Source organism: Clostridium sp. ZBS2, from assembly GCF_023845855.1.
Taxonomy (GTDB): domain Bacteria; phylum Bacillota; class Clostridia; order Clostridiales; family Clostridiaceae; genus Clostridium; species Clostridium aquiflavi.
On sequence record NZ_JAMQIF010000019.1, the window covers coordinates 16,680 to 43,000 of the forward strand.

The following is a 26,321-nucleotide window of genomic DNA, read 5'->3' on the forward strand; positions in this document are numbered from 1 at the left end:
GAATGTATGAAAGGAAAAATAATAAAAGGTATAGCTGGATTTTATTATGTAAAAGTGGAAGAAAATTTAATAGAATGTAAAGCTCGAGGAAAGTTTAGACACAAAGATGTTAAACCGATGGTTGGAGACAATGTAGTAATACAGGTTGAAAATGGTAAGGGCGTTATTGAATCTATAGAAAAAAGAAGTTCTGAATTACTTAGACCAGCTGTAGCTAATATTTCATTAGCTTTTGTGGTATTTGCAATTAAAAGTCCTGATATAAATTTTGATTTATTAAATAAATTTTTAGTGTTATGTGAGTATAATCATATAGAGGCAATTGTTTGTTTAAATAAAGTAGATTTAGTTTCAGAAGAAGAAAGAGAAAATGTTAAAAAAAGAATTAACGATATAGGATATGAAGTTTTGTACATAAATGCAAAAGAAGGATTAGGAACAGATATACTTAAAGAAAAAATTAATGGCAATATAACAGTACTATGCGGCCCGTCTGGAGCAGGTAAATCTACATTGATAAATAAGCTTACAGATAAAGAACATATGCTTACTGGAATTGTAAGTGAGAAAATAGGAAGAGGTAAACATACTACAAGACATAGTGAACTTATAGAAGTTTCAAATGGATATATAGTTGATACTCCTGGATTTTCAACCCTAGAAATAAAAGATCTTATGAATAAAGAAGATCTTAAATATTGTTTTCCAGAATTTGAAGAGCATAATGAAAGTTGCAAATATAGAGGCTGTTTACACAATAAAGAACCAAAATGTGCTATAAAAGAGGACGTTGAAGATGGTAAAATTAATAAGTATAGATATCAATTTTATATAAAAACATTAGAAGAAATAATAGAGGGGGAAAAAAATAAATGGTAAAAATAGCACCATCAATATTATCAGCAGATTTTTCAAAATTAGGAGAGGACGTAGAAAGAGTAGATAAAGCAGGAGCAGAGTTTATTCATATAGATGTTATGGATGGATCTTTTGTACCTAACATATCATTTGGATTTCCAATAATGAAATCAATAAGAAATAAAACTGACAAAGTTTTTGATGTTCATTTAATGATAGAAAATCCATCAAAATATATAGATGACTTTATAGAAGCAGGAGCTGATTTAATAACTGTTCACTATGAAGCAGATAGACATATAGATAGAACAATTCAATATATTAAATCAAAAGGTAAAAAAGCGGCAATTGCTTTAAATCCAGGTACTCCAACTATGGTTTTAAAAGATTTAATAGCTCAATTAGATATGGTTTTAATAATGTCTGTTAATCCTGGATTTGGAGGACAAAAATTTATACCGTATTCATTAGAAAAAATTAGAGAAGTGAAGGAAATGAGTAAAGATTCAAATTCATCATTATTAATACAAGTAGATGGAGGAGTTGATTCAAGCAATATTAGTGATGTTGTAGAAGCAGGTGCTAATGTAATAGTTGCTGGATCAGCAGTATTTAAAGGAGGAAATATAGAAGAAAACATAAAAGCTTTAAGGAGATAAGTATAAAATGAAAGTAATGATTGTAAGTGGGGGAAATCCACCATCAGAAAGCTTAATAAATCAATATATTAAAAAAGTTGACTTTATAATTGCAGCTGATAAAGGTGGAGAATATCTTCTTAAATATAATATTATTCCTAATTTGCTCATTGGAGATTTTGATTCAATGAGCAAAGAAAGCTTAAATGAATTAAAGAAGGTAGTAAAAGAGGTATTAAAATTCCCGCCAGAAAAAGATTATACAGATACAGAGATGGCTTTAATGGAAGCTGTAAAAAAAGGCGGGGAAAAAATCTATTTGTTTGGTGCTACTGGTACTAGAATGGATCATACGTTAGGAAATATAGGTTTACTTTTATCCTATAAGAAAAAAGGAATAGATTTAGAAATAATAGACAATAATAATAAAGTATATTTAGCTAAAAATAAAATGGTTTTAAATGGTGAAAGAGGTGAAAATATTTCTTTTCACGCATTATCTGATGTTGTTAAAAATTTTAAAATTACAGGGGCTAAATATAATATACCAAATGGAAAGAATATAAATTTATTAGATCCAAGGGCAATATGTAATGAATTTTTAGATACATGTATAAATATAGAATATGATAAAGGTGAGGTATTAATATTACATTCTGTTGATTAATAAAGTAATTTTGAAATAAAATATAAAAAATAGGAACGTTTTCTAGTACTCTTGAATACTAATATAGTAATCTAAAATTTTTGTATATTAATTTTCAGGAGGGTTATTAATGAAAATAATAGCAATTAAGTTACCGAAGTTTTTTTCTAGTATAATAAAATTTTTTAGAAAAAAATAATAGAGTGATACATACAACTCTAAAATAAAAGGTAAAAAATAAAAAATGCAATTCATATCATAATTGCATTTTTTATTTGAACTATATTGCTCTTTGAACCTTACCAGATCTAAGGCATCTTGTACATACACGAACAGTTTTTGGTGTTCCATTAACTAAAGCCTTTATTTTCTTTATGTTAGGAGCCCAAGTTCTCTTTGATTGACGATGTGAATGGCTGAATTGTACACCTGCTACAACGCCTTTATCACAAATTTCGCATCTTCTTGCCACTAGAAAACACCTCCTTATATTCTAAAGATAATTATCTTCAATAGGACAGATTGAATTATAACACAGAATATATTATATATGCAAGCTAATTTTATAAAAGAAAAGATATTATTAAGATTATTATACATATATTTCTTGAATAAAATATCTTTCTAATATAGAATATACAATAAGGAATGTATTTTAGGAGGAATAGCTATGGTTGGATTTTCAAATGAAAATGGTAATATAAATTATTCTGAAGAAGTCTTAGCTAAGATTGTTGGGTTATCAACAATGGAATGTTATGGAGTTGTTGGCATGGTTTCTAAAAATGCTACTGATGGTTTTTGGGAACTTATGCGTGTAGAAAATTTAAGTAAAGGTGTAAAACTAAAACTTATAGAAACAGATAGATTACAAATCGAATTATTTGTTATGGTTGAATATGGAACTAAAATATCGGTTATAGCTAACAACATAATTCAAAAAGTTCGTTATAGCGTTGAAAATTACACAGGATTAAAAGTTTCATCAATAACTGTAAATGTTCAAGCGGTAAGAGTCTAGGAGGTTAAAATTAGATGGAATTTAAAAAAATAAATGGCCATGATTTTTATAACATGGTTGTAAATGCTAGTAATAGATTATTGGAACAAAGTGAATTTGTAAATTCTTTGAATGTATTTCCTGTTCCAGATGGTGACACTGGAACTAATATGTCAATGACATTTAAGGCTGCAGTTAAAGAAATAGAAAATATAAATTCTAATTCAATAGGAGAAATATCTAAAAAATTAGCAAAAGGTGCTTTAATGGGGGCCAGAGGAAATTCTGGAGTAATTTTATCACAAATACTTAGAGGATTTTCTAAAGGCTTAGAAGGAAAAGAAGAAGTTGACGGAACTGAACTTTCAGTAGCGTTCTTTGAGGGTTCTAATGCAGCTTATAAGGCTGTTATGAGACCGACAGAGGGTACAATACTTTCTGTAATAAGAGCAGCGTCAGAATGCGCAGTAGAGTGTGAAACAAAAGATGTAATAACATTATTAGAGGAAGTTAATAAAGCTTCTAAAATAATGCTTGATAAAACTCCTGAGCTATTACCAGCGTTAAAGAAAGCAAAAGTAGTTGATTCAGGTGGTATGGGACTTTATATTATACTTCAAGGTATGCTTGAAGCATTAAAAGAAGGAATACAAGCTAAAATTCAAGAAATAAAGATAAGCTCACCAGAAGCTAAGGTAGGAGCACAATCTACTGAAGATATTGATATTAAATTTGGATACTGTACTGAATTTATTATTCTTGGTGATGCAAAAAAAGCAAAGGAATTTCAAAATACAATAGAACCACTTGGCGATTCTATGATTGTTGTTGGATATGAAGATGTCATTAAAGTTCATATTCATACAAATGATCCAGGTTTAGTCCTATCTCATGCCGTAAAAATAGGAGAATTATCAAAAATTAAAATTGATAATATGAGAGAAGAACATAGAGAGTTATTAACAGAATTACAATCAAATGAAAATATACCAATGGATGAGGTATCAACTGATGAAGCAGATCATAAAAAATATGCATTTATAACAGTTGCTATGGGGGATGGAATCGTAAAAATATTTAAAGATTCAGGTGTTGATTATGTTATTGAAGGTGGTCAAACAATGAACCCATCTACTCAAGACATATTAGATTGTATAGATAAATTAAATGCAGATCATATTTTTGTTATGCCAAATAATAAAAATATAATTATGGCTGCCAATCAAGCAGCAGAAATATCAGATAAGCATATAATTGTAATTCCTACAACAACTATTCCACAAGGAATAGCTTGTATAACTATGTTTAATCCTGAATGTGAAGCAGAAGAAAATGTTGAAGAGTTAAATGATGTTATAAATTCAGTAAAGACAGGATCAATAACTTATGCTGTTAGAGATACTGAAATTGATGGAAAAGAAATAAAACAAGGTAATATATTAGGATTAGTAGAAGGAAAAATTAAAGAAGTAGGGGAAGATAAAATTTCCGTTGCTAAACAAGTTCTTAAAGATATGTTAGACGATGATAGCGAACTAATAACTATTTATTATGGAGAAGAAATCGAAGAAGACAAAGTTAATGAATTTGTAGAAGAATTAGAGACTGAATTTGAAGATTTAGATATTCAAGCATATAAAGGAAATCAACCTTTGTACTACTTCTTAATGTCAGTAGAATAATAAAATTTACTAATATTATATAATTGAAAAGCACCTTAATTGGTGCTTTTTTTGGAGGAAAAATTTAATGGATATATATAGTGATATTTCTTCATTGAAGGGTGTAGGTCCTAAATTAACAGAGAAATTAAATAAATGTGGTATATTTAATATTTTAGATCTTTTATTATACTTTCCAAGAGATTATGAATTTGTTAACTCTAATATATTATTGGAAGAAATAAGTGGTGAAGAAAAACAAATTTTAAGATGTAAAGTTATAAGAATAAAAAGTGATATAAAAACCAAAACTGGAAAAATATTAACAACAATAGAATTTGACTATAAAGGATGTAAAGCTTATGGAAAATGGTTTAATCAAAAATATATAAAAAATACCTTTTATATTAACAAAACATATAATTTAATGGGCAAATTTAAAAGAATAGGTAAGACCCTTGAAGTAACTAATCCTACAGTTGTATGTGAAGAAGCATTAGATAATAGCATTTTACCTAAATATCCTCTAAAAGGAGATATAAGTAATAAGATTATAGAAAAGTTAATTAATCTTGTTATTTCTTCAATAAGTATAAAAGAAAATCTTCCTTTAGATATGTTAAATAAATATAATCTTATATCTTTAAATGATGCAATAAGGTCAATTCATTTTCCAGAGAATAAAGATTTATTAGAAAAAGCTATTGTTAGATTAAAATTTCAAGAATTGTTTACTTATTCATTAAAATTATTATTAGTAAAACATAAGCTTAATAAGAATAAAGATGGAATATGTTTTGAATGGGATGATGAACTTAAGACATTAAAAGATAGCATACCGTATTTTTTAACAAATGCTCAAACAAAAGTTGTTAGAGAAATTTTAAGAGATCAAAAATCTCAAAAACCTATGAATAGATTAGTTCAAGGGGATGTTGGGAGTGGAAAGACTATAGTTGCATTAATTTCTATATTTAATGTAATAAAGAATGGATATCAATGTGCTTTTATGGCACCAACAGAAATACTTGCTAATCAGCATTATGAAGAATCTAAAAAATTATTCAAAAATTTTGATATAGATATTGAGATATTAACTGGAAGTACTTCGCTAAAAGAAAAAAGAAGAATAAAAGAAAAAATAAAACAGGAAAATCCAATGTTGCTTATAGGTACTCATACATTATTTCAAGATGATGTTATTTTTAATAAATTAGGACTTATAATAACTGATGAGCAGCATAGATTTGGCGTTGAACAAAGAAGTAAGCTTATTAATAAAGGTAAGAAAGCAGATTGTCTAGTGATGACAGCAACACCTATACCTAGAACTTTGGCTCTTTATTTATATTCAGATTTAGATGTTTCAATAATTGATGAATTACCTCCAGGAAGAAAGAGAATAGATACTAGATTTTATCAAGAAAATAATAGAGGTATTGGATATGAATTGGCTTTGGAAGAAATAAATAAGGGAAGGCAAGTATATATAGTCTGTCCACTTATTGATGAAGATGAAAAAGAAGAATTAAATTCTGTAGAAACTTTATATGCTAAGTTGAAAAATGGTATATTTAAAAATATAGGAGTTGAAATACTTCATGGTAAAATGAAGGCAATTGAAAAACAAGATATAATAAGTAGATTTAAAAATAATGAATTTAAAGTATTAATATCTACAACAGTTATAGAGGTAGGGGTTAATGTACCTAATGCATCAGTTATGATTATAGAAAATGCTGAGAGGTTTGGATTAGCACAACTACATCAATTAAGAGGGCGTGTTGGAAGAGGAGAGTATGCATCATATTGCATTTTGATTGCTAAAGCAAAGAGCAATGTAACTAAAAAAAGAATGATGATTATGACAGAATCAAATGATGGATTTTTTATTTCGGAAGAGGATTTGAAACTAAGAGGATCAGGTGAGATGTTTGGTAGAAAACAAAGTGGAGATGCAGGGTTTATTTTAGCAGATCTATATGATGACATTAGTATATTAAAGGCTGCTAAACATGAAGCAATTGATATACTGCATAACAATTATAAAGAAAATATTAAGCTTATAAGTGAAATGAAAAAAAGTTTAGAAAACAATAGTAAATACATTTGTTTTAATTAATTTGAATTATTATATACAAATATGTTAATATACTTAATATATGCCATTAAGGAGGAAGAATTTTGAGAATAATATCAGGAAAAGCAAGAGGACGTAAATTAATACCTCCTGCAAGTATGGAAACAAGGCCAACGTTAGATAGAGTTAAAGAGGCTATGTTTAGCATGATACAAGGATATATACCAGATTCTAATGTTATAGATGTTTTTGCTGGAACAGGAAGCCTTGGACTAGAAGCAGCTAGTAGAGGTGCTAAAGAAGTTTATTTGATAGATAAAAGTTCTGAAACCTTTCCGTTATTAAAAGAAAATATAAAAAATTTAAAATTTGATGATTTTTGTTTTGCCTTGAACATGGATTCATATGAAGCATTAAGAAAGTTATCAAATCAAGGAAAAGTTTTTGACTTGATTTTTATAGATCCACCATATTGTAAAGAAATGATTCCAGAAGCTATTAAAATTATAAAAGAAAATAATGTTTTAAATGAAAATGGAATAATTGTAACTAAAATTGATACTATAGAAGAGATTTATGATGGATATGAAGATATAATTTTAACAAGAAGTAGAAAATATGGTAACACTACAGTGTGTTTTTATGCGTATAAGGAGGACTAACTATGAAGGTAGCTGTTTACCCAGGAAGCTTTGATCCTATAACAAATGGTCATTTGGACATAATTGAAAGAGGATCAAAGGTTTTTGATAAACTAATCATAGGCGTTTTGGTTAATGTTGATAAAAAAGGACTTTTTGAAATTGAAGAAAGAGTTGAGCTTATAAAAAAGGTTACAAAGCATATAAAAAATGTTGAAGTTCTGAGTTTTAATGGGTTATTAATAGACTTTTTGAAAGCAAATAATGCTAATGTTATTTTAAAAGGACTTAGAGCGGTATCAGACTTTGAATATGAATTTAAAATGGCACTTATGAATAATAAATTAGATCCTAATATTGAGACAGTATTTATGATGACTTCTGCACAATATTCATACTTAAGTTCATCTTCAGTAAAGCAAGTTGCTAAGTTTGGAGGATGCATTGAAGGACTTGTACCAAAAGAAATTATATCTGATGTTATTAGAAGGAGTAAAATTTAAGGAGTGGTATTATGGAAAAGATGGATGTGAATATAATGGAATTGTTAGAGTATCTGCAAGATTTGGTAGATAATTCACCTAAAGTTCCTATAAGTGGTAAGGTTGTAGTTGATAAAAAAGAAGTTCTTGAAGTGGTAGATCAAATTATAAATTATTTACCCGATCAATTTAAAAAAGCTCAATGGGTTATGAATGAAAGAGAAAGAATACTTGGAGAAGCTAAAAAAGAATACGATACAGTGAAAAAAGAAACTATGATGATTATGAGACAAAATGTTGAGAGTCATGATATAGTGAAAGAAGCTAAGTTAAGAGCACAAGAAATTATAGCTTCAGCACAAAGAGATGCTAAAGCTATAAGATTAGGTTCTAGGGATTATTCAGATGAAATTTTATCACAACTTGATAGAGAGCTAGAAGCTAAAAAAGAAGCTTTAATTAAGGGTCTTCAAAATAGTTTTGAAATAGTAGCTAAAGATATAGATGATAATTTAAGTACTGCCTGCCTAACCATAAGAGAAAATATAAAAGAGTTAAGAGGAATGAAAAAATAATTTATATATTATTTTAAGTATTATTGTTAAAATTAAAAGTAAAAACATTGGTAATAAATACATAAAGGAATTTATAGTACAAGCTGTTGGGAAATTAGATGTAACAATGCTTGTAGGTATAATTTTTACTAATGAATATGTTATTACAAAACTGAATATTCCTTGAACTAACTTTAAAGATATATATTTAAAATAGGAAATGTTAAAGTCATTCATAAATGAACTTATTTGTGCTATTACGGATAATCCAGAAAAAGAACACAAAAAACTTATAATTCCTAATTTTAATGAAAGTGAAATATTTAAGTTTGAAATTAAATTACAACCATTTGTCATTTCTATACTTCCTAAGAATATAGAGAACAAGGTACCACTTTGTATATGAAATAAATTTTCTAAAAAATCAAATATATTATTTATATAAGCACTATTTTTTATAAGAGATATTATTACGGAAAATATAACGATGAATCCACAAATTGATAATATTGTGTTTACACCATTTCCAACGGCATTTTTTATTGCTTGACCAAAATTTAATTTTTTTTCATTTATAGAACTTTTAGAAATCGGTTTTCTTAAGGTTCTATTTTTTTTTGTAATTATACCAATAAATATAACAGAAAGATAATTAGCTATAAGTAGTATATAGCCTAATGTAGTATTATTTAAAAGTGCTGTTCCTACAGAGCCAATTAAAAATAAAGGCCCTACATTTGAAGCTATATTTAAAAGCCTTTGACATTCTTTATCATCTATACTTCCTAGAGACCATAAATCAATGGAGTATTTTGCTCCTAAAGGATATCCACATAAAAAACTAGCTACTATAGGAAATGAGCAGTTTTTAGATAAGCCTAGAGGCTTACAAATTAATGGACCTAATATCTTAGAATACAGTGAGATTCCATCATAAGATATTAATAAATTACAAATAACCAAAAAAGGAAATGTTACAGGTAAAACAGCGCTGTACCATAATTTACATCCGTCAATAGCTGCAATTGTACACTGCTTTATATTTAATATAAATAATACTATAAATATAGAACATATTATACAAAATAAAATATTACTTTTTATATTTAATGATTTTATTAAAATGATAGTTAGTAATATTATTAATAACCATAAGAAAACAATAGTATAACTCATTAAATCACTCCAATTTTAAAGATTTATAAGAGCGTAAAAATATACTCTTTGTAAATCTTAGAATAGAAATAAAGTTGTATATTATATTTATTTATATTCTTATGATTATGTTAAATGTATTTATAATATGATTGGGCTAGTTAAATAATCTTGCATAGGATTTATTTTAGGATTTAAAATAGAATAAGCTTTTGTTCCAAGAAGATCTATTTCTAAACATTCATTAATATTATTTTTTGGAATTTTAGTTATTAAATTAACAGTACTATTCTTTTTTATATTCTTTAAAAGTTCCTTTCCTTTTAAATTGAAACCTAGAATCCTACAATAAGGACAAGGTTCTTTGGATAATTTTAACAAATTATATTTTTCAAGACCTATAAAAAACTGAGTTAAGATTCTATTTAATCTAGTATAGGTATATCTTTTACTTTTAGAGTTTAGTATTAATTCATCTAAAGAATTTGATTTTAACACTTCTTTTAATATCTTATTATCTAATCCTTCTGATATATCAGGAAGATTTTTTAGTAAACTACCGTCAGTTATAAGTTTATATTTAACATATTTAAATATATCTTCTTCGAATATAAAAGGATAATTTTCGAAGGATAATTTATTCAATATATTGTAACTTTCTTGGGGTAAAAAGTCTTTTAAATGTTCTAAATTTTTATTTTTCAAATGATTTCTTATAGATGTTGCTGAAGAAAAAGTAGTATTTAGGGAGTCATCATTATATTTTGAACCTTCTCTTTTTAAAGTTAAAGGTATTATTTTACTATTTAGTAAATTTAAAGCTTTAATATATTCTATACCTAAAATATTATTTGAATTTGAAATACAGTCCAAAATATGATTTGATTTAAAAAAATCGCTTAATGCATTAGCTCTACTTAGGTGAAATGGAAGACCTAAATTTAAATAATTTTTTAACACAATTTTGTAATTTTCAGGCTCTTTTACTAATACATCTGTTATATCTTCGAGAATTTTTGTGCTACCTTCTTCACTTCCAAAATATAAATTATCTACAATGTTTAAAGAATTAAGCAAAGAAACTGATCCAAAAGCAAAATGTTCTGCAGAAGATAAAGAATATACTAAAGGCAATTCTATTACTAAATCAACTCCATTTTTAAGAGCTATTTCAGTACGAGTCCATTTGTCTACCATAGCTGGGATACCACGTTGCATAAAATTTCCGCTCATAACACAAACTATACTATCGGCATTAGCATTTATTTTAGCTTGACTTAAATGATATTGATGTCCTTTGTGAAATGGATTATATTCAGCAATTATTCCTGTCACCATAATAATAAAAACACTCCTTATAAATGAATTTGTTATGTTATTATAACACAATTGAATCCATAAGAATTGTTTGTTAAACAATTATCAATATTGCAAAAAAAATACACTAAAAAATACAAATTAATAATATTAATATAAAAATATGAGTAAAAGATAAAAAAGTGTTATCAGATTATTCAGATTATTGCAAATCTAAAGACTTCTATTTTATTGATAAAATTGGTTGAAAAGATCATATGTATAGGAGTATATTATAAAATATAGGAAGTCAATTGAAGGGAGAATCACTTATGCAACTTATGGAAAAAATGTGGCTTAGAGCCAAATCTGATAAAAAGAAAATAGTATTACCAGAAGGAAATGAAGAAAGAAATATAACTGCTGCCAGAAAAATAGTAGATAATGGATTAGCACATCCAATTTTAATTGGGAATAGAGAAGAAGTGTTAAAAAAAGCAGATGAAATAAATATAAACCTAGAAAATGTAGAAATAATAGATCCTAATGATTCGGACAAACTAGAAAATTATACAAAAAATTTCTATGAACTTAGAAAAAATAAAGGAATGACTATGGTCAAGGCAGAAAAGATAGTAAGAGACCCTCTTTATTTTGCAACTATGATGGTAAAATTAGATGATGCAGATGGAATGGTTTCAGGAGCAATTCATACTACAGGAGATTTATTAAGACCAGGATTACAAATTATAAAGACAATGCCAGGAGTGTCAATAGTATCGAGTTTCTTTATTATGAATGTACCAGGCAAAGAATTTGGTACTGATGGAACTTTAATATTTGCAGACTGTGCAGTTAATCCTAATCCAAATGAAGATGAATTAGCAGCTATAGCTATTGCAACAGCAGAAACAGCAAAGAAGCTTTGTAAAATGGAACCAAGAGTAGCTATGCTATCATTTTCAACAATGGGAAGTGCTGATAATGAACTTGTAGATAAAGTAAGAAATGCTACTGCTAAAGCCAATGCCTTAAGACCAGATCTAATGATAGATGGAGAATTACAATTAGATGCTGCTATAATTGAAAAAGTAGCTGCTCAAAAAGCTCCAAATAGCAAAGTTGCAGGAAAAGCAAATGTGTTAGTTTTCCCAGATTTACAAGCAGGAAACATAGGATATAAATTAGTACAAAGATTTGCCAATGCAGATGCAATTGGACCTGTTTGTCAAGGATTTGCAAAACCAATAAATGATTTATCAAGAGGGTGTAGTGCTGATGATATAGTTAATGTTGTAGCGTTAACAGCAGTTCAAGCACAAGAAGTTTAATTAGCTGAAAGAGGAGAGGAAAAAAATGAAAGTATTAGTAATTAATTGTGGAAGTTCATCTTTAAAATATCAACTAATTGATATGACAACAGAAGACGCTTTAGCAGAAGGACTTGTAGAAAGAATTGGAATTAATGGGTCAATATTAACTCAAAAAGTTAAAGGTAGAGAAAAGTATATAGTAGAACAACCTTTAAAAGATCACCAAGATGCAATTGAATTAGTATTAAAGAGTTTAATTGATGAAAATCATGGTGTTATAAAATCAATGGATGAAATAAGTGCAGTTGGGCATAGAGTAGTTCATGGTGGAGAAAAGTATTCAAAATCAGTATTGGTAAATGATGAAGTTATGAAAAACATTGAAGAATGTATTAAATTAGCACCACTTCATAATCCACCAAATATAATAGGAATAAAGGCTTGTGAAGAACTTATGCCAAATACTCCTATGGTATGTGTATTTGATACTGCATTCCATCAAACTATGCCAGAAAAAGCATATATGTATCCATTACCATATGAATATTATACTGAAGATCATATAAGAAAATATGGTTTCCATGGAACATCTCACAAGTATGTAGCTAATAAAGTTGCAGAATTTATGAAAAAAGATTCAAGTGAATTAAAAACAGTAACTTGTCATTTAGGAAATGGAGTTAGTATTACAGCAGTAGATGGTGGAAAATCAATTGATACTACAATGGGATTTACTCCACTTGCAGGTACAATAATGGGTTCAAGATGTGGAGATATAGATCCAGCAATAGTTACGTATTTAATTAAAGAAAAAGGTTACTCAGCTGATGAAGTAAATGATATATTAAATAAAAAATCAGGTATATTAGGAGTTTCAGGAGTAGGAACTGATTTTAGAGATATAAGAAGTGCTATAGGAGATAATAACAAAAGAGCAATTCTTGCAACAGATATTTTTGGCTATCAAATAAAGAAACAAATAGGCGCATATGCAGCTATAATGGGTGGAATTGATACAATAGTATTTACAGCAGGGATAGGAGAACATGCTCCAGAAGTTAGAATAAGAGCGTTAAAGGGTCTTGAATTTATAGGAATAGAACTTGACGAAGAAAAGAATAACAGCCATGATATAGGTGAAGGTATTTTAATTTCAAAGGAAAGTTCTAAAGTAAAAATTTATGTTATTCCTACTAATGAGGAATTGATGATAGCAAAAGAAACTTTAGCATTAGTGTAAAAGCAATTTAATAATAAATTTCTTGACTTTTATCGACACACTTTATATAATAAATTGTGTTTGCTTAACAAATATAATATGTTTAAGGAGTGAGAAAGGACTTATTGTAAATAAATGAGTTCTACTGATTATGAAAGTACGAGTTTCAGATCTTATTTCAAGAAAAGAAAGAAGTAAAAAAATTGACTACAAATTTGAAATACCTAAATTTGAATTTGAAGGAGATGTAATCACTCCGGTAAGTAAGTGCGAAGTATCAGGAGTAATAACATCTGATAAAGATATTGTAATAATGAAAGCTAAAGTAAAAGTTACTTTAGAAATGAATTGTGCAAGATGTTTAGATACCTTTATCTATCCAATAGATATTGATATAGAAGAGAGGTTTGCCAATAATAATGATCTTCAAGAAGAAGAGGTTGTTATTGTGCTTGATGACATTTTAGACATCAGTCAAATAGCTGAATGCAATATAATATCAAGTTTACCAATTCAAAGACTTTGCAAGAATGATTGCAAAGGACTTTGTCAAGAATGTGGTTCAAACCTTAATAAGCAGCCATGCTCTTGTAATAAACAAGATGTAGATATTAGATTTGATGTTCTAAAAGGTTTTTTTGACAATAAGGAGGTGTAGTTATGGGAAATCCTGCAAGAAAGTGTTGTAGCGCAAGAAGAGATTCAAGAAGAGCTCAAACATTTAAAGCTAGCTTACCTGGCATAGTTGAGTGTCCTCAATGTCATGAAATGAAGCTTGCTCATAGAGTATGTAAAAACTGTGGATTCTACAAGAATAGAGAAGTTGTATCTTCAGAAAAATAAAAGAAAGTCTTTAGACTTTCTTTTATTTTTATATTAGAATATTATTAAGTAAAATATTTTGATATATGAATGTAATTTAATTAAAAATACTTTAAGATTAATTAAATTTATTAGGATTAATATTTTTAATTAATCTATTTTTTTATCATTTATAGAAAAAGAGGGGTTATGTTTATGAAAATAGCGATTGATGGAATGGGTGGAGATAATGCACCTAGCGCAGTTTTAGAAGGTATAGTATCAGCATTAAAAGAATATAATGAAATAACTTTTTATATTACAGGACCAGAAGATAAAATATCATTAGAACTTTCAAAATACGACTACCCAAAGGAAAAAATTATAATAATAGACGCAAAAGAAGTAATATCAACAAATGAACATCCCGTTATGGCATTGAGAAGAAAAAAGGATTCTAGTATTGTTAAAGCTTTAAATTTAGTTAAAGATGGAACTTGTGATGGTATAATTTCAGCAGGAAGTACTGGGGCCTTTTTAGCTGGGTGTACATTGATTGTAGGAAGGATTAAAGGCGTAGAACGTCCATCATTAGGTCCTATAATGCCTGGCAGAAGAGGAAACTTTATGATTGTTGATGCAGGTGCTAATGTAGATAGTAAACCTGAATACTTAGTTCAATTTGGTAAAATGGGAAGTATATATTATAAAAATGTATTTAATGTTGATAATCCAAGTGTAGGATTATTAAATATTGGATCAGAAGAAGAAAAAGGAAATGATCTTACAAAAGCAACTTATAAGTTATTAAAAGAAGAAAATTCTATAAATTTTGTAGGCAATATAGAACCAAGATATATTCCAACTGGAGATACTAATATTATAGTAAGTGATGGTTTTGCAGGAAATACAGCTTTAAAAATGTACGAAGGATCAGCTACTAATATTTTAGGTATGATAAAAGATGAAGTATTAAAAGCTGATTTAAAAAGTAAAATAGGTGTAGTATTGCTAAAACCTTTCTTAAAGAAAATTATGAAGAAATTTGACTACAAGGAATACGGTGGAGCACCTTTTTTAGGAGTAAACGGTATTTGTATAAAAGCACATGGTAGCTCTGATGGGAAGGCTTTTAAAAATGCAATTAGACAAACAAAGATTTTTTATGAAAATAATGTTTTAGATGAGATAAAAAAAGAGTTTGAAAATAAAAATTAAATCTTATTTATAAAGTTATTTAAATTAATATTGACTATGGAAAAAATATATACTATTATCTAACTGTAGAGTTTGGGAGGTGAAATAAATGTTTGAAAAAATTCAAAATATTGTAGCAGATAAATTAAGTATTGATTTAGGAAGTATTACTATGGAATCATCATTTATTGAAGATTTAAATGCGGATTCATTAGATATAGTGGAACTTATAATGGCCTTAGAAGATGAATTAGATATGGAAATACCAGATGAAGATGTTGAAAACTTTAAGACAGTTGGCGACGTTGTTAATTACGTAAAAGCTCATTACGATGAATAACATAATCCCGCAAGTTAGCGGGATTTTCTTTATAACTAGTTTATTCTTGAATTTGTTATGTTTTTATTAAATTTTATTTTTAGCAAGTTGAAGAATAAACTTCAAGGAGTGGATATAAATGAATAGATATAAATTTAATGATATAGAAAACCGCTTAGGAGTTTATTTTAATAATCCTTCATTAATTAAGACTGCATTAACACATAGTTCATTTGGTAATCAATTCAAAGATGCTAAATATAATGAGAGATTAGAATTTTTAGGAGATTCTGTATTACAGCTTTGTATTACAGAGTATCTTTTTAATAAATTTAAAGATAAATCAGAAGGTGAATTAACTAAAATTAGAAGTTTAATAGTTTGCGAAAATTCACTTTACGAAATAGCAAAGAAGTTAAGTCTTGGAGAATATATAAGAATGAGTAAGGGTGAAGAACTTACTGGTGGAAGAGAAAGAATGTCTATACAAGCAGATGCTGTTGAAGCAGTAATTGCAGCAGTATATTTAGACAAGGGAATAGGTTTTGTAAATGACTTTATATTACTTCATTTTGAAGAAATAATAAATAAAGCAATAAATAATGAAATAGTATTAGATTTTAAAACTAAATTACAAGAGTTGTTACAAAAGGATGGAGAAATTTTAATTCAATATGATTTAGTAAAGTATGAAGGTCCGCCTCATAGAAGAAAATTTTTCACTAATGTAATTATAAATGAAAAGGTTATGGGGATAGGAGAAGGATATAGCAAAAAAGAAGCTGAACAAAATGCAGCAAGAGAAGCTTTAAAGAGGTTAGAAAAAAAGTATGAGTAAAAATTATTATATTATCCCTATATTTGTACCGCAGGAAGGATGTCCACATAAATGTGTATTTTGTAATCAAGACAGAATAACAGGACTTAAAGATATAGTAACTACTGATATAGTAATAAAAACAATAGATGACTATTTAGAAACAATAACAAATAAAGATGCTATTATAGAAGTTTCATTCTTTGGTGGCACCTTTACAGCAGTAAAAGAAGAAAAGCAAAGAGCTTTTTTAGAAATAGCCAAAGGTTATAAAGATAAAGGCTTAATTGATAAAATAAGACTTTCTACAAGACCTGATGCAATTGATGACTATATACTTACTTATTTAAAGGAATACAAAGTTGATATAATAGAACTTGGGGTACAATCTTTAGATGATGAAATATTAAAAAAATCAGGTAGAGGTCATTATGTTTCAGATGTAGAAAAAGCATCATCTCTAATAAAACAATATGGTTTTGTTTTAGGGCATCAAATAATGCCAGGGTTACCAGGTGATACTTTTGAAAAAGATATTTTAACAACAAAGTTATCTATAAAAATGAAACCAGATATTTGTAGAATATATCCTGCATTAGTAATAAAAGATACACCTATGGAAAAAATGTATAAATTAGGTTCATATATACCATATACTTTAGACGAAGCAGTTGATATAAGTAAATCTATGTATCAATTGTATACTAAAAATAATATTCAAGTAATTAGAATAGGACTACAACCAACTGAAAGCATAAATGAAGGCGCAGATATAGTAAGTGGCCCGTTCCATCCAGCTTTTAGAGAACTAGTTGAGAGCAGCTTAATAGCAAACTTAATTAATTCTAATGTGAAAGATAAAGAAAGAGTTGAATTAAGAATAAATCCTAGAGATATAAGTAAACTATATGCTAATAAGAAAAAATATTTCAATAGCATAAAAAACAAGAATATTATAGTTAAGCAAGATTTTGAAGTTTCAAGAGGAAATTTAAAATTAATAACTAAAGAAGAAAATATTAACATTGCATATTAGCGAGAGGAAACTCTCGCTTTTTATTCTGTGAGCCTTTTATGAGAAATGATGAAATTTCTTAATTTTAAAAAGTTTATAATATATAAGAATAAAAAAGCCTTTTAATTGATATTTATTTAAAATTTTATTACATTGATATTTACGTGTCTTTAAGATAAAATTATTACAAATAAGGAGTGTTGTTTATGAAGAAGAAAACTAGAGAAAAGCTAAAAATTTTTATGGCTATTTTTATTATTTTAATTTTTATTATAGGATTATTACCAGCAGTATTTTTATAAGGAGTGGTGTACTTGTTTTTAAAATCCCTAGATATAAGAGGATTTAAGTCCTTTGCAGATAAGACAGAATTAAAATTCAACGATGGAGTAACTGCAGTAGTAGGCCCAAATGGTAGTGGGAAAAGTAACATTTCTGATGCTGTTAGATGGGTTTTAGGCGAACAAAGCGTTAAAACTCTTAGGGGCGGAAAAATGGAGGATGTAATCTTTGCAGGAACTCAATATAGAAAGCCTGTAGGATTAGCTCAAGTGTCTTTAACTTTAGATAATAGTGATGAAAAATTGTCAACAGAGTATAATGAGGTCACTGTGTCAAGGAGAATATTTAGATCTGGGGAATCTGAGTATTTAATAAATAACAAAAAATGTAGGCTTAAAGATGTGATAAATCTTTTCATGGATACAGGCATAGGTAAAGAAGGATACTCATTAATAGGACAAGGAAAGATAGAATCTATATTAAGTGGAAGACCAGAAGAGAGAAGAGCACTCTTAGAAGAAGCAGCAGGTATAGTTAAATTTAAAAGTAGAAAAGAAGAGGCAGAAAAAAAGTTAGCTAATACAGATAGTAATTTGGTTAGAATACGAGACATAATATCTACATATAGTGATCGTATAGAACCATTGAGAATAGATAGAGAAAAGGCTTTGAAATTTAATTTAATTTCTGAAGATTTAAGGAAGAACGAAGTTTCATTATTAGTTAAGTATATAAAAATAAAAGAAGAAGAGTTAAAAGAATTTGATAATGAATTAGAAAATAAGACTACGTTTATTAATGAAAAAAAAAGAGAATTAAATTTACTTAAGGAAGAATTGAAATTTTTAGAAGAGAACATTAATTTATTAGAAAAAGAAACAGAACAAGATAAAACTGCTTATTATAAATTAAAAGAATTAATTAGTGAAAATTCTAAGGATATAGAATTAAATAAGGAAAGAATTAAAAATTTGAAAGAAAAAATTTCAAAGAACGATGAAGAAATAGAAATTGTAATATTAAAGATTAAAGAATTAGAAGAAGCTAAAACTAATTTAAATAGTTATTTGGAAAATTATTTAAAAGATCAAAAGGAAAAAAATGAAGCTATTATTAGTCTAGAAAAAATAAAATTAACTCTTTCAAAAAAACAAGATGATATGGAAAAAGAGCTTTCTAAACTTAAAGAAGATGAATTTGAATTATTAAGAAGTAATTCTGAAACAAAGAACTCTATAACTTTAATAAATAAAGAAATTTTATTAAAAGAAGAGAAAAAATCTGAATTAGAAAAATCATATGAATTTATAAAGCATAACGTAGCTATAAATGGAGTTACTTATCAAAACTTATTAAATAAGATAATTAATGATAAAAAAGAGATAGGTTTATTAGAAGAAGAAATAAGTAAAGATAAAAGTTCTATGACTTCATTGATGACTAAATTAACTAATAAGCAAAAAGAATTAACTAATTTGAATAATTTGGTAACTAAGTTAGAGGCTAATAAAAACATATTAGAAAATTTAGAAAAACAATATGAGGGTTATAATAAATCTGTTAAGTATTTAATGGAAGCTATTAATAAAGGATTAATTAATAGTGTTAAAAATACTAAAATTCTTGGTGAAGTTTTTAAAGTTGATAAGAAATACGAGATAGCAATAGAGATATCGTTAGGTTCAATAATTTCTAATATTATTACTGAAAATGAAGAAAATGCTAAAAAATTAATAAAATATTTAAAAGAACATCATTTAGGTAGAGCAACATTTTTACCTTTAAATATAATAAAAGGTAAAAAGCTGATTTTAGATAATAGTATTACTAAAATTGAAGGATATCTTGGTATTGCTAGTGAAATTGTTTCTTATGAATCAACATATACAAATATATTGGATCATGTACTAGGTAGAACAATAATAGCAAAAGATATGAATTCAGCATTGCAGATAGCTAAAAATGGGAATTACAGGTATAAAATAGTTACATTAGAGGGAGAAGTTATAAGCCCTGGAGGTGCACTTACTGGAGGAAGTATATATACTAAACACAGTAATGTATTAGGAAGAAAAAGGGAAATTGAAGAGATATTATTAAAAATTGATACAACTAAAAAAAGTTGTGTTATTGTAGAAAAAGAAATTTTAAAAGTAAGAGAAGACGTAAAAAAATTAGATGAGGAAATATTAAATAAAAGAGATGAGGTTCACTATAAAAATATTGAAATAACTAAAAAACAAGGTGAAGCTGAGAGATTAAAAAATGATACTAATAAATTTAAAGATAATCTAGAGATAACTAAAAACGAATTCCAAAGAGTTGAAAAAGATATAGATAAATTAAATTCTGATCTTGAAAACAAAAAGTCTGAAATTAAAGTTATCGAAGATAAAAATACATTCAATAAAGATAGATATTTAAAATTAGAAAAATCTATTAAAGAAAAGAATAACGAGATAGATGAGAATACAAATAAGATTACGGAAATAAAAATTAATAAGGCAACATTAGATGAAACTATTCAAAATGAAAAAAATCAATTTATTAGATTAGAAAAAGAATTAAATGAATTAAGAGTGAAAGAAAAAGCGCTTTTAATTGAAAATAATAATAGTAATGAAAATCTTATAAATTTAGAAAATGATATAAAAAGTAAATTGACTGCTACTAATGAAAATAATGTTAAAATAGAGGCGCTAGAAAAACAGTTAAAATATAAGGAATTAGAAAAAGAAAAATTAAAAGAAAGTTCTTTAAAACAAGATAACTTAATAACTAATATGTTTGAGATGATAAATTTAAAGGAACGAGATATAAATAAACAAGAAGTTATTAAAGCTAAAAAAGAGATTGAAAAAGATAATTATTATAAAAAATTAAATGAAGAATTAGAATTGACATATGTAGAAGCTTTAGATATAGCAGAAGAAATTGAAAATGAAGAAGAAATTAAAGAATTAACTAAGAAATTAAAGATGCAAATAACAGCACTTGGGACAGTAAATTTAGCATCTATTCAAGAATATGAAGAAGTTAAAGAAAAATTTGATTTTATGTCTTCTCAAGAAAAAGATTTAGAATGTGCTAAAGAAGAATTAAATTCTGTAATTTACGAAATGACTATTAAAATAAAAGATCTATTTAAAGAAAATTTTAAAATGTTAAATGTAACTTTTAATGAAACTTTTAGAGAGTTATTTAAGGGTGGTAGTGCTGAATTGATTTTGTGTGATGGTGATGAGTTAACTGCTAATATTGATATAAATGTTGAACCACCAGGTAAAAAGCTTCAAAACATAAACTTGCTATCAGGAGGAGAAAAAGTTTTATCTGCTATAGCATTACTATTCTCAATACTAAAGATGAAGCCAACACCATTTTGTATATTAGATGAAATAGAAGCTGCATTAGATGATGCAAATGTATATAGATATGCAGAATTCTTAACTAAATTTTCTAAAAACACTCAATTCATAGTTATAACTCATAGAAAGGGTACCATGGAAGTAAGTGATGTAATTTATGGTGTTACTATGGAGGAAAAAGGTGTATCTAAAGTTGTATCAGTAGATTTAACTGCCAGCTAAGGTTGCTTAATAAAAGATAGTGTTTTTGCTTAAAAGAATGTTTTTATATAAAACTTTAAACTTATTATTTATAAATTTAAATCATTATTATATACTTAAGAAGTGATTAATTTATAATTATAAGGGTGGAAATATTACAGATGTTATTAGATAATAGAAATATATAAACTTAAAATTTTAGGAGGAATTAAATTTGTTTGGAAATTTATTTAATAAACTAAAAGATGGATTAACTAAGACAAGAGATGGACTAACTGATAAAATAAATGAAGCTTTAAAAATAGCTATAACAATAGATGAAGATTTATATGAGGAATTAGAAGAAATATTAATAACATCTGATATAGGTATGGACACTACAATGGATATTATTGAGAGATTAAGAAAAAAAATTCGTAAAGAAAAGATTAATGATCCTCAAGAAGTGAAACCTGCATTAAAAGAAGTCATAAAGGAAATATTATTAGAAGGCAATTATGAAGATAATGATGATGAAAAGAAAGTAATGCTTGTAATAGGAGTTAATGGAGTTGGAAAAACTACATCTATTGGTAAACTTGCAGCAAAAAATAAGAGAGATGGCAAAAAAGTATTACTTATTGCTGCAGATACATTTAGAGCAGCAGCAATAGATCAATTAGAAGTGTGGAGTAGAAGAGCAGAGGTTGATTTGATAAAACATCAAGAAGGATCAGATCCCGCAGCGGTTGTATTTGATGCTATAGAAGCATCGAAAGCAAGAAATACAGATTTATTGATATGCGACACAGCAGGAAGACTTCATAATAAGAAAAATTTAATGAATGAATTAGAAAAAATTAATAGAATTATTGACAGAGAGTTAGATGGAGTTAAAAAAGAAACTTTATTAGTATTAGATGCTACAACAGGTCAAAATGCAGTAATACAAGCAAAGCAATTTATGGAGGTATGTCCTATTGATGGAATAATCCTAACTAAATTAGATGGTACTGCAAAGGGGGGAGTTGTAATTTCAATAAAACAAAGTTTAAATATACCTGTTAGATATATAGGTGTTGGAGAAGGTATTGATGATCTTCAAAAATTTGATGCTGAAAGTTTTGCAGAGGCAATAATTTAATAATAAAATAAAAAAAATATGACTGTTAAGTAAAAATACTTGACAGCTATATAAAATCCTGTTAAAATCTCTTTTGTGGGTAAGGTGATCTTATGGAAGACCGAGTTGAAATTTCAATGTTAATGGATTTATACAGTTCATTATTAACAGAGAAACAACGTAGCGTTATGGCATTATATTATGATGATGATTTGTCATTAGCTGAAATAGCAGAATTAAACAAAACAAGTCGTCAAGCAATTCATGATTTAATAAAAAGATGCGATAAACAGCTTCTATCATATGAAAGTAAGCTTAACTTACTTCAAAAGAGTATGAGAAGAGAAAAATATATTATGAATTTTTTAGAAGAACTAAAAGAGAAGTATTCTGTTAGTGATAAAGATTACTTAATGTTTAAAGAAAAACTAGAAAATTTATAGGGAGGTAATTAAACATGGCTTTTGAAGGTTTAGGCGAAAAATTACAGGAGACTTTCAGAAAGTTAAAAGGTAAAGGAAAGTTAACTGAAAAAGATATAAAGGAAGCCATGAGAGAAGTAAAGCTTGCCTTATTAGAAGCAGATGTTAACTATAAAGTTGTTAAAGGATTTATCTCAACTGTTAGTTCAAAATGTGTTGGGAATGAAGTTCTTGAAAGCTTAACGCCAGGACAACAAGTTATAAAAATAGTTAACGAAGAACTTACTAATCTTATGGGTGGAAGTGAGAGTAAAATAAATTACTCTAGCTCAGGAACAACAGTAATTATGTTAGTAGGTCTGCAAGGAGCCGGTAAAACTACAATGTGTGGTAAACTTGCACTTGAACTTAGGAAAAACAATAAGAAACCATTATTAGTTGCATGTGATATTTACAGACCAGCAGCTATAAAACAATTAGAGATTGTTGGAAAGCAAATTGAAATTCCGGTATTTTCAATGGGAGATAAAGTTAATCCTGTTGATATTGCAAAGGCTGGAATAGCTCATGGAAAAGATAATGGGAATAATATTATAATAATAGATACAGCAGGAAGACTTCATATTGATGAAGCTTTAATGCAAGAACTTCAAGATATAAAAGAAAATGTTAATCCATCTGAAATACTTTTAGTTGTTGACTCAATGACAGGTCAAGATGCAGTAAATGTTGCAGAAAGTTTTAATAAGGACTTAGATGTAACAGGTGTAATACTTACCAAACTAGATGGTGATACAAGAGGTGGAGCAGCTCTTTCAATAAGAAGCATCACTGAAAAGCCAATAAAGTATATAGGTACTGGCGAAAAACTAAGTGATTTTGAAGTATTCCATCCTGATAGAATGTCATCAAGAATTCTTGGTATGGGAGATGTATTGTCTCTTATAGAAAAAGCTCAATCAGCTATTGATGAAAAAGAAGCAGCTGATTTAGGTAAAAGAATGTTAAATCAAGAATTTAATTTTAATGATTATTTAACAGCTATAGAGCAAATGAAAAAACTTGGACCTCTAAATAAAATTTTAGAAATGATTCCAGGAATGAATTCTAAAGAATTTCAAAATGTAGATTTATCTAAAGGTGAAGATGCAATTAACAAAACAAAATCTGTTATTCATTCTATGACAGAAAAAGAAAGAAATAATCCTCATTTACTTACATCAGGTAATACTGCAAGCTCAAGAAAAAAAAGAATTGCAAGAGGAGCAGGTACAACAATACAAGAAGTTAATAAACTTGTAAAAAGTTATGATATGATGAAGAAAAATATGAAGCAAATGAAGTCGCTTCAAAAGCAGTCTAAAAAAGGTTTGTTTGGAAAACTACCTTTTTAAATAAATAATATCTTTTGAAGGAGGTGAAATTAAAATGGCAGTTAAAATTAGATTAAGAAGAATGGGAGCTAAAAAAGCACCTTTCTATAGAATAGTTGTTGCTGATTCAAGAAGCCCAAGAGATGGTAGATTCATCGAAGAAATTGGTTACTACAATCCAATAACTGAACCAGCTGAAGTTAAAATCAATGAAGAAAAAGCTAATAAATGGTTACAAGATGGTGCACAACCAACAGATGTAGTTAAGAAGCTTTTCACTCAAGCAGGTCTTAGCAAGTAATTTTGTGGAGGTGAGTTCTATAATTAGTACATATTAATTATAGAGGTTTATGAAAGAATTAGTTGAGTTTATAGCTAAATCTCTAGTTGATAATCCAGAAGCCGTTAGTATCAATGAGATAATTGGGGAACAATCAATAATCTTAGAGCTAAAAGTAGCTCCTGAAGATATGGGTAGAGTTATCGGCAAACAAGGGAGAATAGCCAAAGCAATTAGAACTGTTGTAAAAGCCGTAGCCATTAAACAAAATAAACGAGTTATAGTAGAAATCATTTAAAAAAAAAGAGTTAGGGTTACACCTAACTCTTTTTAAATATTTAAAATAAAATATTATGTAAAGGATGTGAATTTTTTGGAAGAGATATTTAAAGTAGGGCAGATCATAAATACTCATGGAATTAAAGGTGAAGTAAAAGTATATCCATTAACTGAGGATGTTAATAAGTTTAAAAAATTAAAAAACGTTTTAATTGATGGAAAAGAAAGAAATATACAAAGTGTTAAATTCCAAAAAGATAGAGTTATTTTAAAAATAGAAGGAATAGACACTATGAATGATGCTGAAACTTATAAACAAAAATATATTGAGATATTTAGAAGCAGTGCTCCTGCATTAGAGGCAGACACTCATTATGTTGTTGATTTAGTAGGTTGTATGGTATATGACACTGATAATATGGAACTTGGAAAAATATTTGATGTTATTAGTACGCCAAGCAATGATGTATATTGGATAAAGGAACCTAAAGAATTATTAATTCCTGTTTTAAAAGATATTGTTTTAAATATTGATATAGATAATAAAAAAATAGTAATAAAACCAGTTAGGCAGTGGCAAGATGAAGATTAGTATACTTACTCTTTTTCCGGAAATGTTTTCAATTTTTAATCATAGTATAATTGGTAGAGCTCAGGAAAATAATATAGTAGAATTAGAATTATTTAATATACGTGATTATACGTTAGATAAACATAAAAAGGTAGATGATTATCCTTATGGTGGAGGCGCTGGAATGGTCATGGCACCTCAACCAATTATAGATACTATAAGAAAAGCTAAGGAAAGTAATAATGGTAAAGTAGTTTTCTTAGGACCTAGAGGGAAAACATTTAATCAAAAAATGGCAATGAATCTTTCAAAAGAAGAAAATTTGATATTTTTATGCGGGCATTATGAAGGAATAGATGAACGTGTATATAAGCATATTGATATGGAAGTATCATTAGGTGATTTTATTCTTACAGGAGGAGAAATGGCGGCAATTCCAGTGATAGATGCTATTTTACGATTGATACCAGGGGTACTGGGAAAAGAAGAAAGTTTTATGGATGAATCTTTTTCTGATGATTTATTAGAATATCCTCAATATACTAGGCCATATGAGTTTGAGGGGGAGCATGTTCCAGAAATACTTTTATCAGGCCATCATGAGAACATAAGAAAATGGAGAAGACTACAATCTTTGGACCTAACTAAAAAGAGAAGACCTGATTTATATAAAAATGTTATTTTAACAAAAGAAGATAAAAAACTTTTGGGAAGAAAAAACAAATAAAATTTATTGAAACAAATAAAAAAA

29 protein-coding genes are annotated in these 26,321 nt (G+C 27.5%); 26 read left to right on the forward strand and 3 right to left on the reverse strand.

Translation table 11 applies throughout. From position 1 onward, the window contains the following. The first annotated feature begins 6 nt into the window (after window positions 1–6). The 3 genes from rsgA to NG918_RS11390 are packed head-to-tail and all read left to right on the forward strand — an operon-like array spanning window position 7 to window position 2,163. A complete protein-coding gene (rsgA, locus tag NG918_RS11380) occupies window positions 7–879 on the forward strand; it encodes a ribosome small subunit-dependent GTPase A (protein WP_252212895.1) in 873 nt (290 codons plus the stop codon). Further along, window positions 873–1,517, forward strand: coding sequence for a ribulose-phosphate 3-epimerase (rpe, locus tag NG918_RS11385; protein ID WP_252212894.1), 645 nt, complete (start codon window positions 873–875; stop codon window positions 1,515–1,517). Before rsgA ends, rpe begins: the two co-directional genes overlap by 7 nt. A 7-nt stretch (window positions 1,518–1,524) precedes the next feature. Next, window positions 1,525–2,163 carry a thiamine diphosphokinase gene (locus NG918_RS11390; RefSeq protein ID WP_252212893.1) on the forward strand — a complete coding sequence of 213 codons (639 nt, stop codon included), beginning with the start codon at window positions 1,525–1,527 and terminating at the stop codon, window positions 2,161–2,163. A gap of 259 nt (window positions 2,164–2,422) precedes the next feature. Here NG918_RS11390 and rpmB read toward each other — a convergent pair whose 3' ends face one another. Beyond that, window positions 2,423–2,614 carry a 50S ribosomal protein L28 gene (gene rpmB / locus NG918_RS11395; protein WP_003373388.1) on the reverse strand — a complete coding sequence of 64 codons (192 nt, stop codon included), beginning with the start codon at window positions 2,612–2,614 and terminating at the stop codon, window positions 2,423–2,425. A 198-nt stretch (window positions 2,615–2,812) separates the two neighbouring features. Between rpmB and NG918_RS11400 the strand changes: the two genes are divergently transcribed. The 6 genes from NG918_RS11400 to NG918_RS11425 all read left to right on the forward strand — a co-directional run bounded on the left by NG918_RS11400 (window position 2,813) and on the right by NG918_RS11425 (window position 8,581). After that, entirely contained in the window at window positions 2,813–3,163 is a 351-nt protein-coding gene (locus NG918_RS11400) for an Asp23/Gls24 family envelope stress response protein (RefSeq protein WP_012424803.1), read from the forward strand. Window positions 3,164–3,177: 14 nt separating this feature from the next. Continuing rightward, window positions 3,178–4,824 carry a DAK2 domain-containing protein gene (locus NG918_RS11405; RefSeq protein ID WP_252212892.1) on the forward strand — a complete coding sequence of 549 codons (1,647 nt, stop codon included), beginning with the start codon at window positions 3,178–3,180 and terminating at the stop codon, window positions 4,822–4,824. 67 nt (window positions 4,825–4,891) lie between these two features. Beyond that, window positions 4,892–6,925 carry an ATP-dependent DNA helicase RecG gene (recG, locus tag NG918_RS11410; RefSeq protein ID WP_252226256.1) on the forward strand — a complete coding sequence of 678 codons (2,034 nt, stop codon included), beginning with the start codon at window positions 4,892–4,894 and terminating at the stop codon, window positions 6,923–6,925. Window positions 6,926–6,987: 62 nt separating this feature from the next. Next, window positions 6,988–7,545 carry a 16S rRNA (guanine(966)-N(2))-methyltransferase RsmD gene (gene rsmD / locus NG918_RS11415; protein ID WP_252212890.1) on the forward strand — a complete coding sequence of 186 codons (558 nt, stop codon included), beginning with the start codon at window positions 6,988–6,990 and terminating at the stop codon, window positions 7,543–7,545. Between the two features lie 2 nt (window positions 7,546–7,547). After that, window positions 7,548–8,027, forward strand: coding sequence for a pantetheine-phosphate adenylyltransferase (coaD, locus tag NG918_RS11420; protein ID WP_252212889.1), 480 nt, complete (start codon window positions 7,548–7,550; stop codon window positions 8,025–8,027). Window positions 8,028–8,038: 11 nt separating this feature from the next. Next, the gene (locus tag NG918_RS11425) at window positions 8,039–8,581 is read left to right on the forward strand and encodes an ATPase (RefSeq protein WP_252212888.1); all 543 of its coding nucleotides are present in this window, start codon (window positions 8,039–8,041) and stop codon (window positions 8,579–8,581) included. Here NG918_RS11425 and spoVV read toward each other — a convergent pair. Both spoVV and NG918_RS11435 read right to left on the reverse strand, forming a co-directional pair. Beyond that, complete coding sequence (spoVV, locus tag NG918_RS11430) at window positions 8,561–9,736, reverse strand: dipicolinic acid transporter SpoVV (protein WP_252212887.1); 1,176 nt, start codon at window positions 9,734–9,736, stop codon at window positions 8,561–8,563. The genes NG918_RS11425 and spoVV overlap by 21 nt on opposite strands. 120 nt (window positions 9,737–9,856) lie before the next feature. Further along, window positions 9,857–11,053, reverse strand: coding sequence for a nucleotidyltransferase (locus NG918_RS11435; RefSeq protein WP_252226259.1), 1,197 nt, complete (start codon window positions 11,051–11,053; stop codon window positions 9,857–9,859). A gap of 290 nt (window positions 11,054–11,343) precedes the next feature. Between NG918_RS11435 and pta the strand changes: the two genes are divergently transcribed. The 17 genes from pta to trmD all read left to right on the forward strand — a co-directional run bounded on the left by pta (window position 11,344) and on the right by trmD (window position 26,297). After that, window positions 11,344–12,342 carry a phosphate acetyltransferase gene (gene pta / locus NG918_RS11440; RefSeq protein WP_252212885.1) on the forward strand — a complete coding sequence of 333 codons (999 nt, stop codon included), beginning with the start codon at window positions 11,344–11,346 and terminating at the stop codon, window positions 12,340–12,342. 25 nt (window positions 12,343–12,367) lie between these two features. Then, complete coding sequence (locus NG918_RS11445) at window positions 12,368–13,564, forward strand: acetate kinase (protein WP_252212884.1); 1,197 nt, start codon at window positions 12,368–12,370, stop codon at window positions 13,562–13,564. Between the two features lie 130 nt (window positions 13,565–13,694). Beyond that, the gene (locus NG918_RS11450; protein ID WP_252212883.1) at window positions 13,695–14,201 is read left to right on the forward strand and encodes a YceD family protein; all 507 of its coding nucleotides are present in this window, start codon (window positions 13,695–13,697) and stop codon (window positions 14,199–14,201) included. A 2-nt stretch (window positions 14,202–14,203) separates the two neighbouring features. Then, on the forward strand, window positions 14,204–14,386 hold the full coding sequence (rpmF, locus tag NG918_RS11455) for a 50S ribosomal protein L32 (protein ID WP_003372794.1): 183 nt from the start codon (window positions 14,204–14,206) through the stop codon (window positions 14,384–14,386). A gap of 174 nt (window positions 14,387–14,560) precedes the next feature. Beyond that, window positions 14,561–15,562: a phosphate acyltransferase PlsX gene (plsX, locus tag NG918_RS11460; RefSeq protein ID WP_252212882.1), complete on the forward strand. Its 1,002-nt coding sequence runs from the start codon at window positions 14,561–14,563 to the stop codon at window positions 15,560–15,562. 88 nt (window positions 15,563–15,650) lie between these two features. Then, entirely contained in the window at window positions 15,651–15,881 is a 231-nt protein-coding gene (gene acpP / locus NG918_RS11465) for an acyl carrier protein (protein ID WP_252212881.1), read from the forward strand. A 118-nt stretch (window positions 15,882–15,999) separates the two neighbouring features. Beyond that, complete coding sequence (rnc, locus tag NG918_RS11470; RefSeq protein ID WP_252212880.1) at window positions 16,000–16,698, forward strand: ribonuclease III; 699 nt, start codon at window positions 16,000–16,002, stop codon at window positions 16,696–16,698. Then, window positions 16,691–17,713: an elongator complex protein 3 gene (locus NG918_RS11475; RefSeq protein ID WP_252212879.1), complete on the forward strand. Its 1,023-nt coding sequence runs from the start codon at window positions 16,691–16,693 to the stop codon at window positions 17,711–17,713. The genes rnc and NG918_RS11475 overlap by 8 nt, the downstream gene beginning before the upstream one ends. Window positions 17,714–17,898: 185 nt before the next feature. After that, window positions 17,899–17,994 carry a hypothetical protein gene (locus tag NG918_RS11480; protein ID WP_017826126.1) on the forward strand — a complete coding sequence of 32 codons (96 nt, stop codon included), beginning with the start codon at window positions 17,899–17,901 and terminating at the stop codon, window positions 17,992–17,994. Window positions 17,995–18,006: 12 nt separating this feature from the next. Continuing rightward, the gene (gene smc, locus NG918_RS11485) at window positions 18,007–21,564 is read left to right on the forward strand and encodes a chromosome segregation protein SMC (RefSeq protein WP_252226263.1); all 3,558 of its coding nucleotides are present in this window, start codon (window positions 18,007–18,009) and stop codon (window positions 21,562–21,564) included. 193 nt (window positions 21,565–21,757) lie between these two features. Then, window positions 21,758–22,666, forward strand: a complete 909-nt coding sequence (gene ftsY / locus NG918_RS11490; protein ID WP_252226265.1) for a signal recognition particle-docking protein FtsY — start codon at window positions 21,758–21,760, stop codon at window positions 22,664–22,666. A 92-nt stretch (window positions 22,667–22,758) separates the two neighbouring features. Beyond that, on the forward strand, window positions 22,759–23,088 hold the full coding sequence (locus tag NG918_RS11495) for a putative DNA-binding protein (RefSeq protein ID WP_252226267.1): 330 nt from the start codon (window positions 22,759–22,761) through the stop codon (window positions 23,086–23,088). A 14-nt stretch (window positions 23,089–23,102) separates the two neighbouring features. Further along, window positions 23,103–24,461, forward strand: coding sequence for a signal recognition particle protein (ffh, locus tag NG918_RS11500; RefSeq protein WP_252226269.1), 1,359 nt, complete (start codon window positions 23,103–23,105; stop codon window positions 24,459–24,461). Between the two features lie 34 nt (window positions 24,462–24,495). After that, window positions 24,496–24,741, forward strand: a complete 246-nt coding sequence (rpsP, locus tag NG918_RS11505; protein WP_252212874.1) for a 30S ribosomal protein S16 — start codon at window positions 24,496–24,498, stop codon at window positions 24,739–24,741. 49 nt (window positions 24,742–24,790) lie between these two features. Further along, on the forward strand, window positions 24,791–25,018 hold the full coding sequence (locus NG918_RS11510) for a KH domain-containing protein (protein ID WP_003371032.1): 228 nt from the start codon (window positions 24,791–24,793) through the stop codon (window positions 25,016–25,018). 75 nt (window positions 25,019–25,093) lie between these two features. Then, window positions 25,094–25,591, forward strand: a complete 498-nt coding sequence (gene rimM, locus NG918_RS11515; RefSeq protein ID WP_252212873.1) for a ribosome maturation factor RimM — start codon at window positions 25,094–25,096, stop codon at window positions 25,589–25,591. Continuing rightward, window positions 25,581–26,297: a tRNA (guanosine(37)-N1)-methyltransferase TrmD gene (trmD, locus tag NG918_RS11520; protein ID WP_252212872.1), complete on the forward strand. Its 717-nt coding sequence runs from the start codon at window positions 25,581–25,583 to the stop codon at window positions 26,295–26,297. Before rimM ends, trmD begins: the two co-directional genes overlap by 11 nt. The last annotated feature ends 24 nt before the right edge of the window (window positions 26,298–26,321 follow it).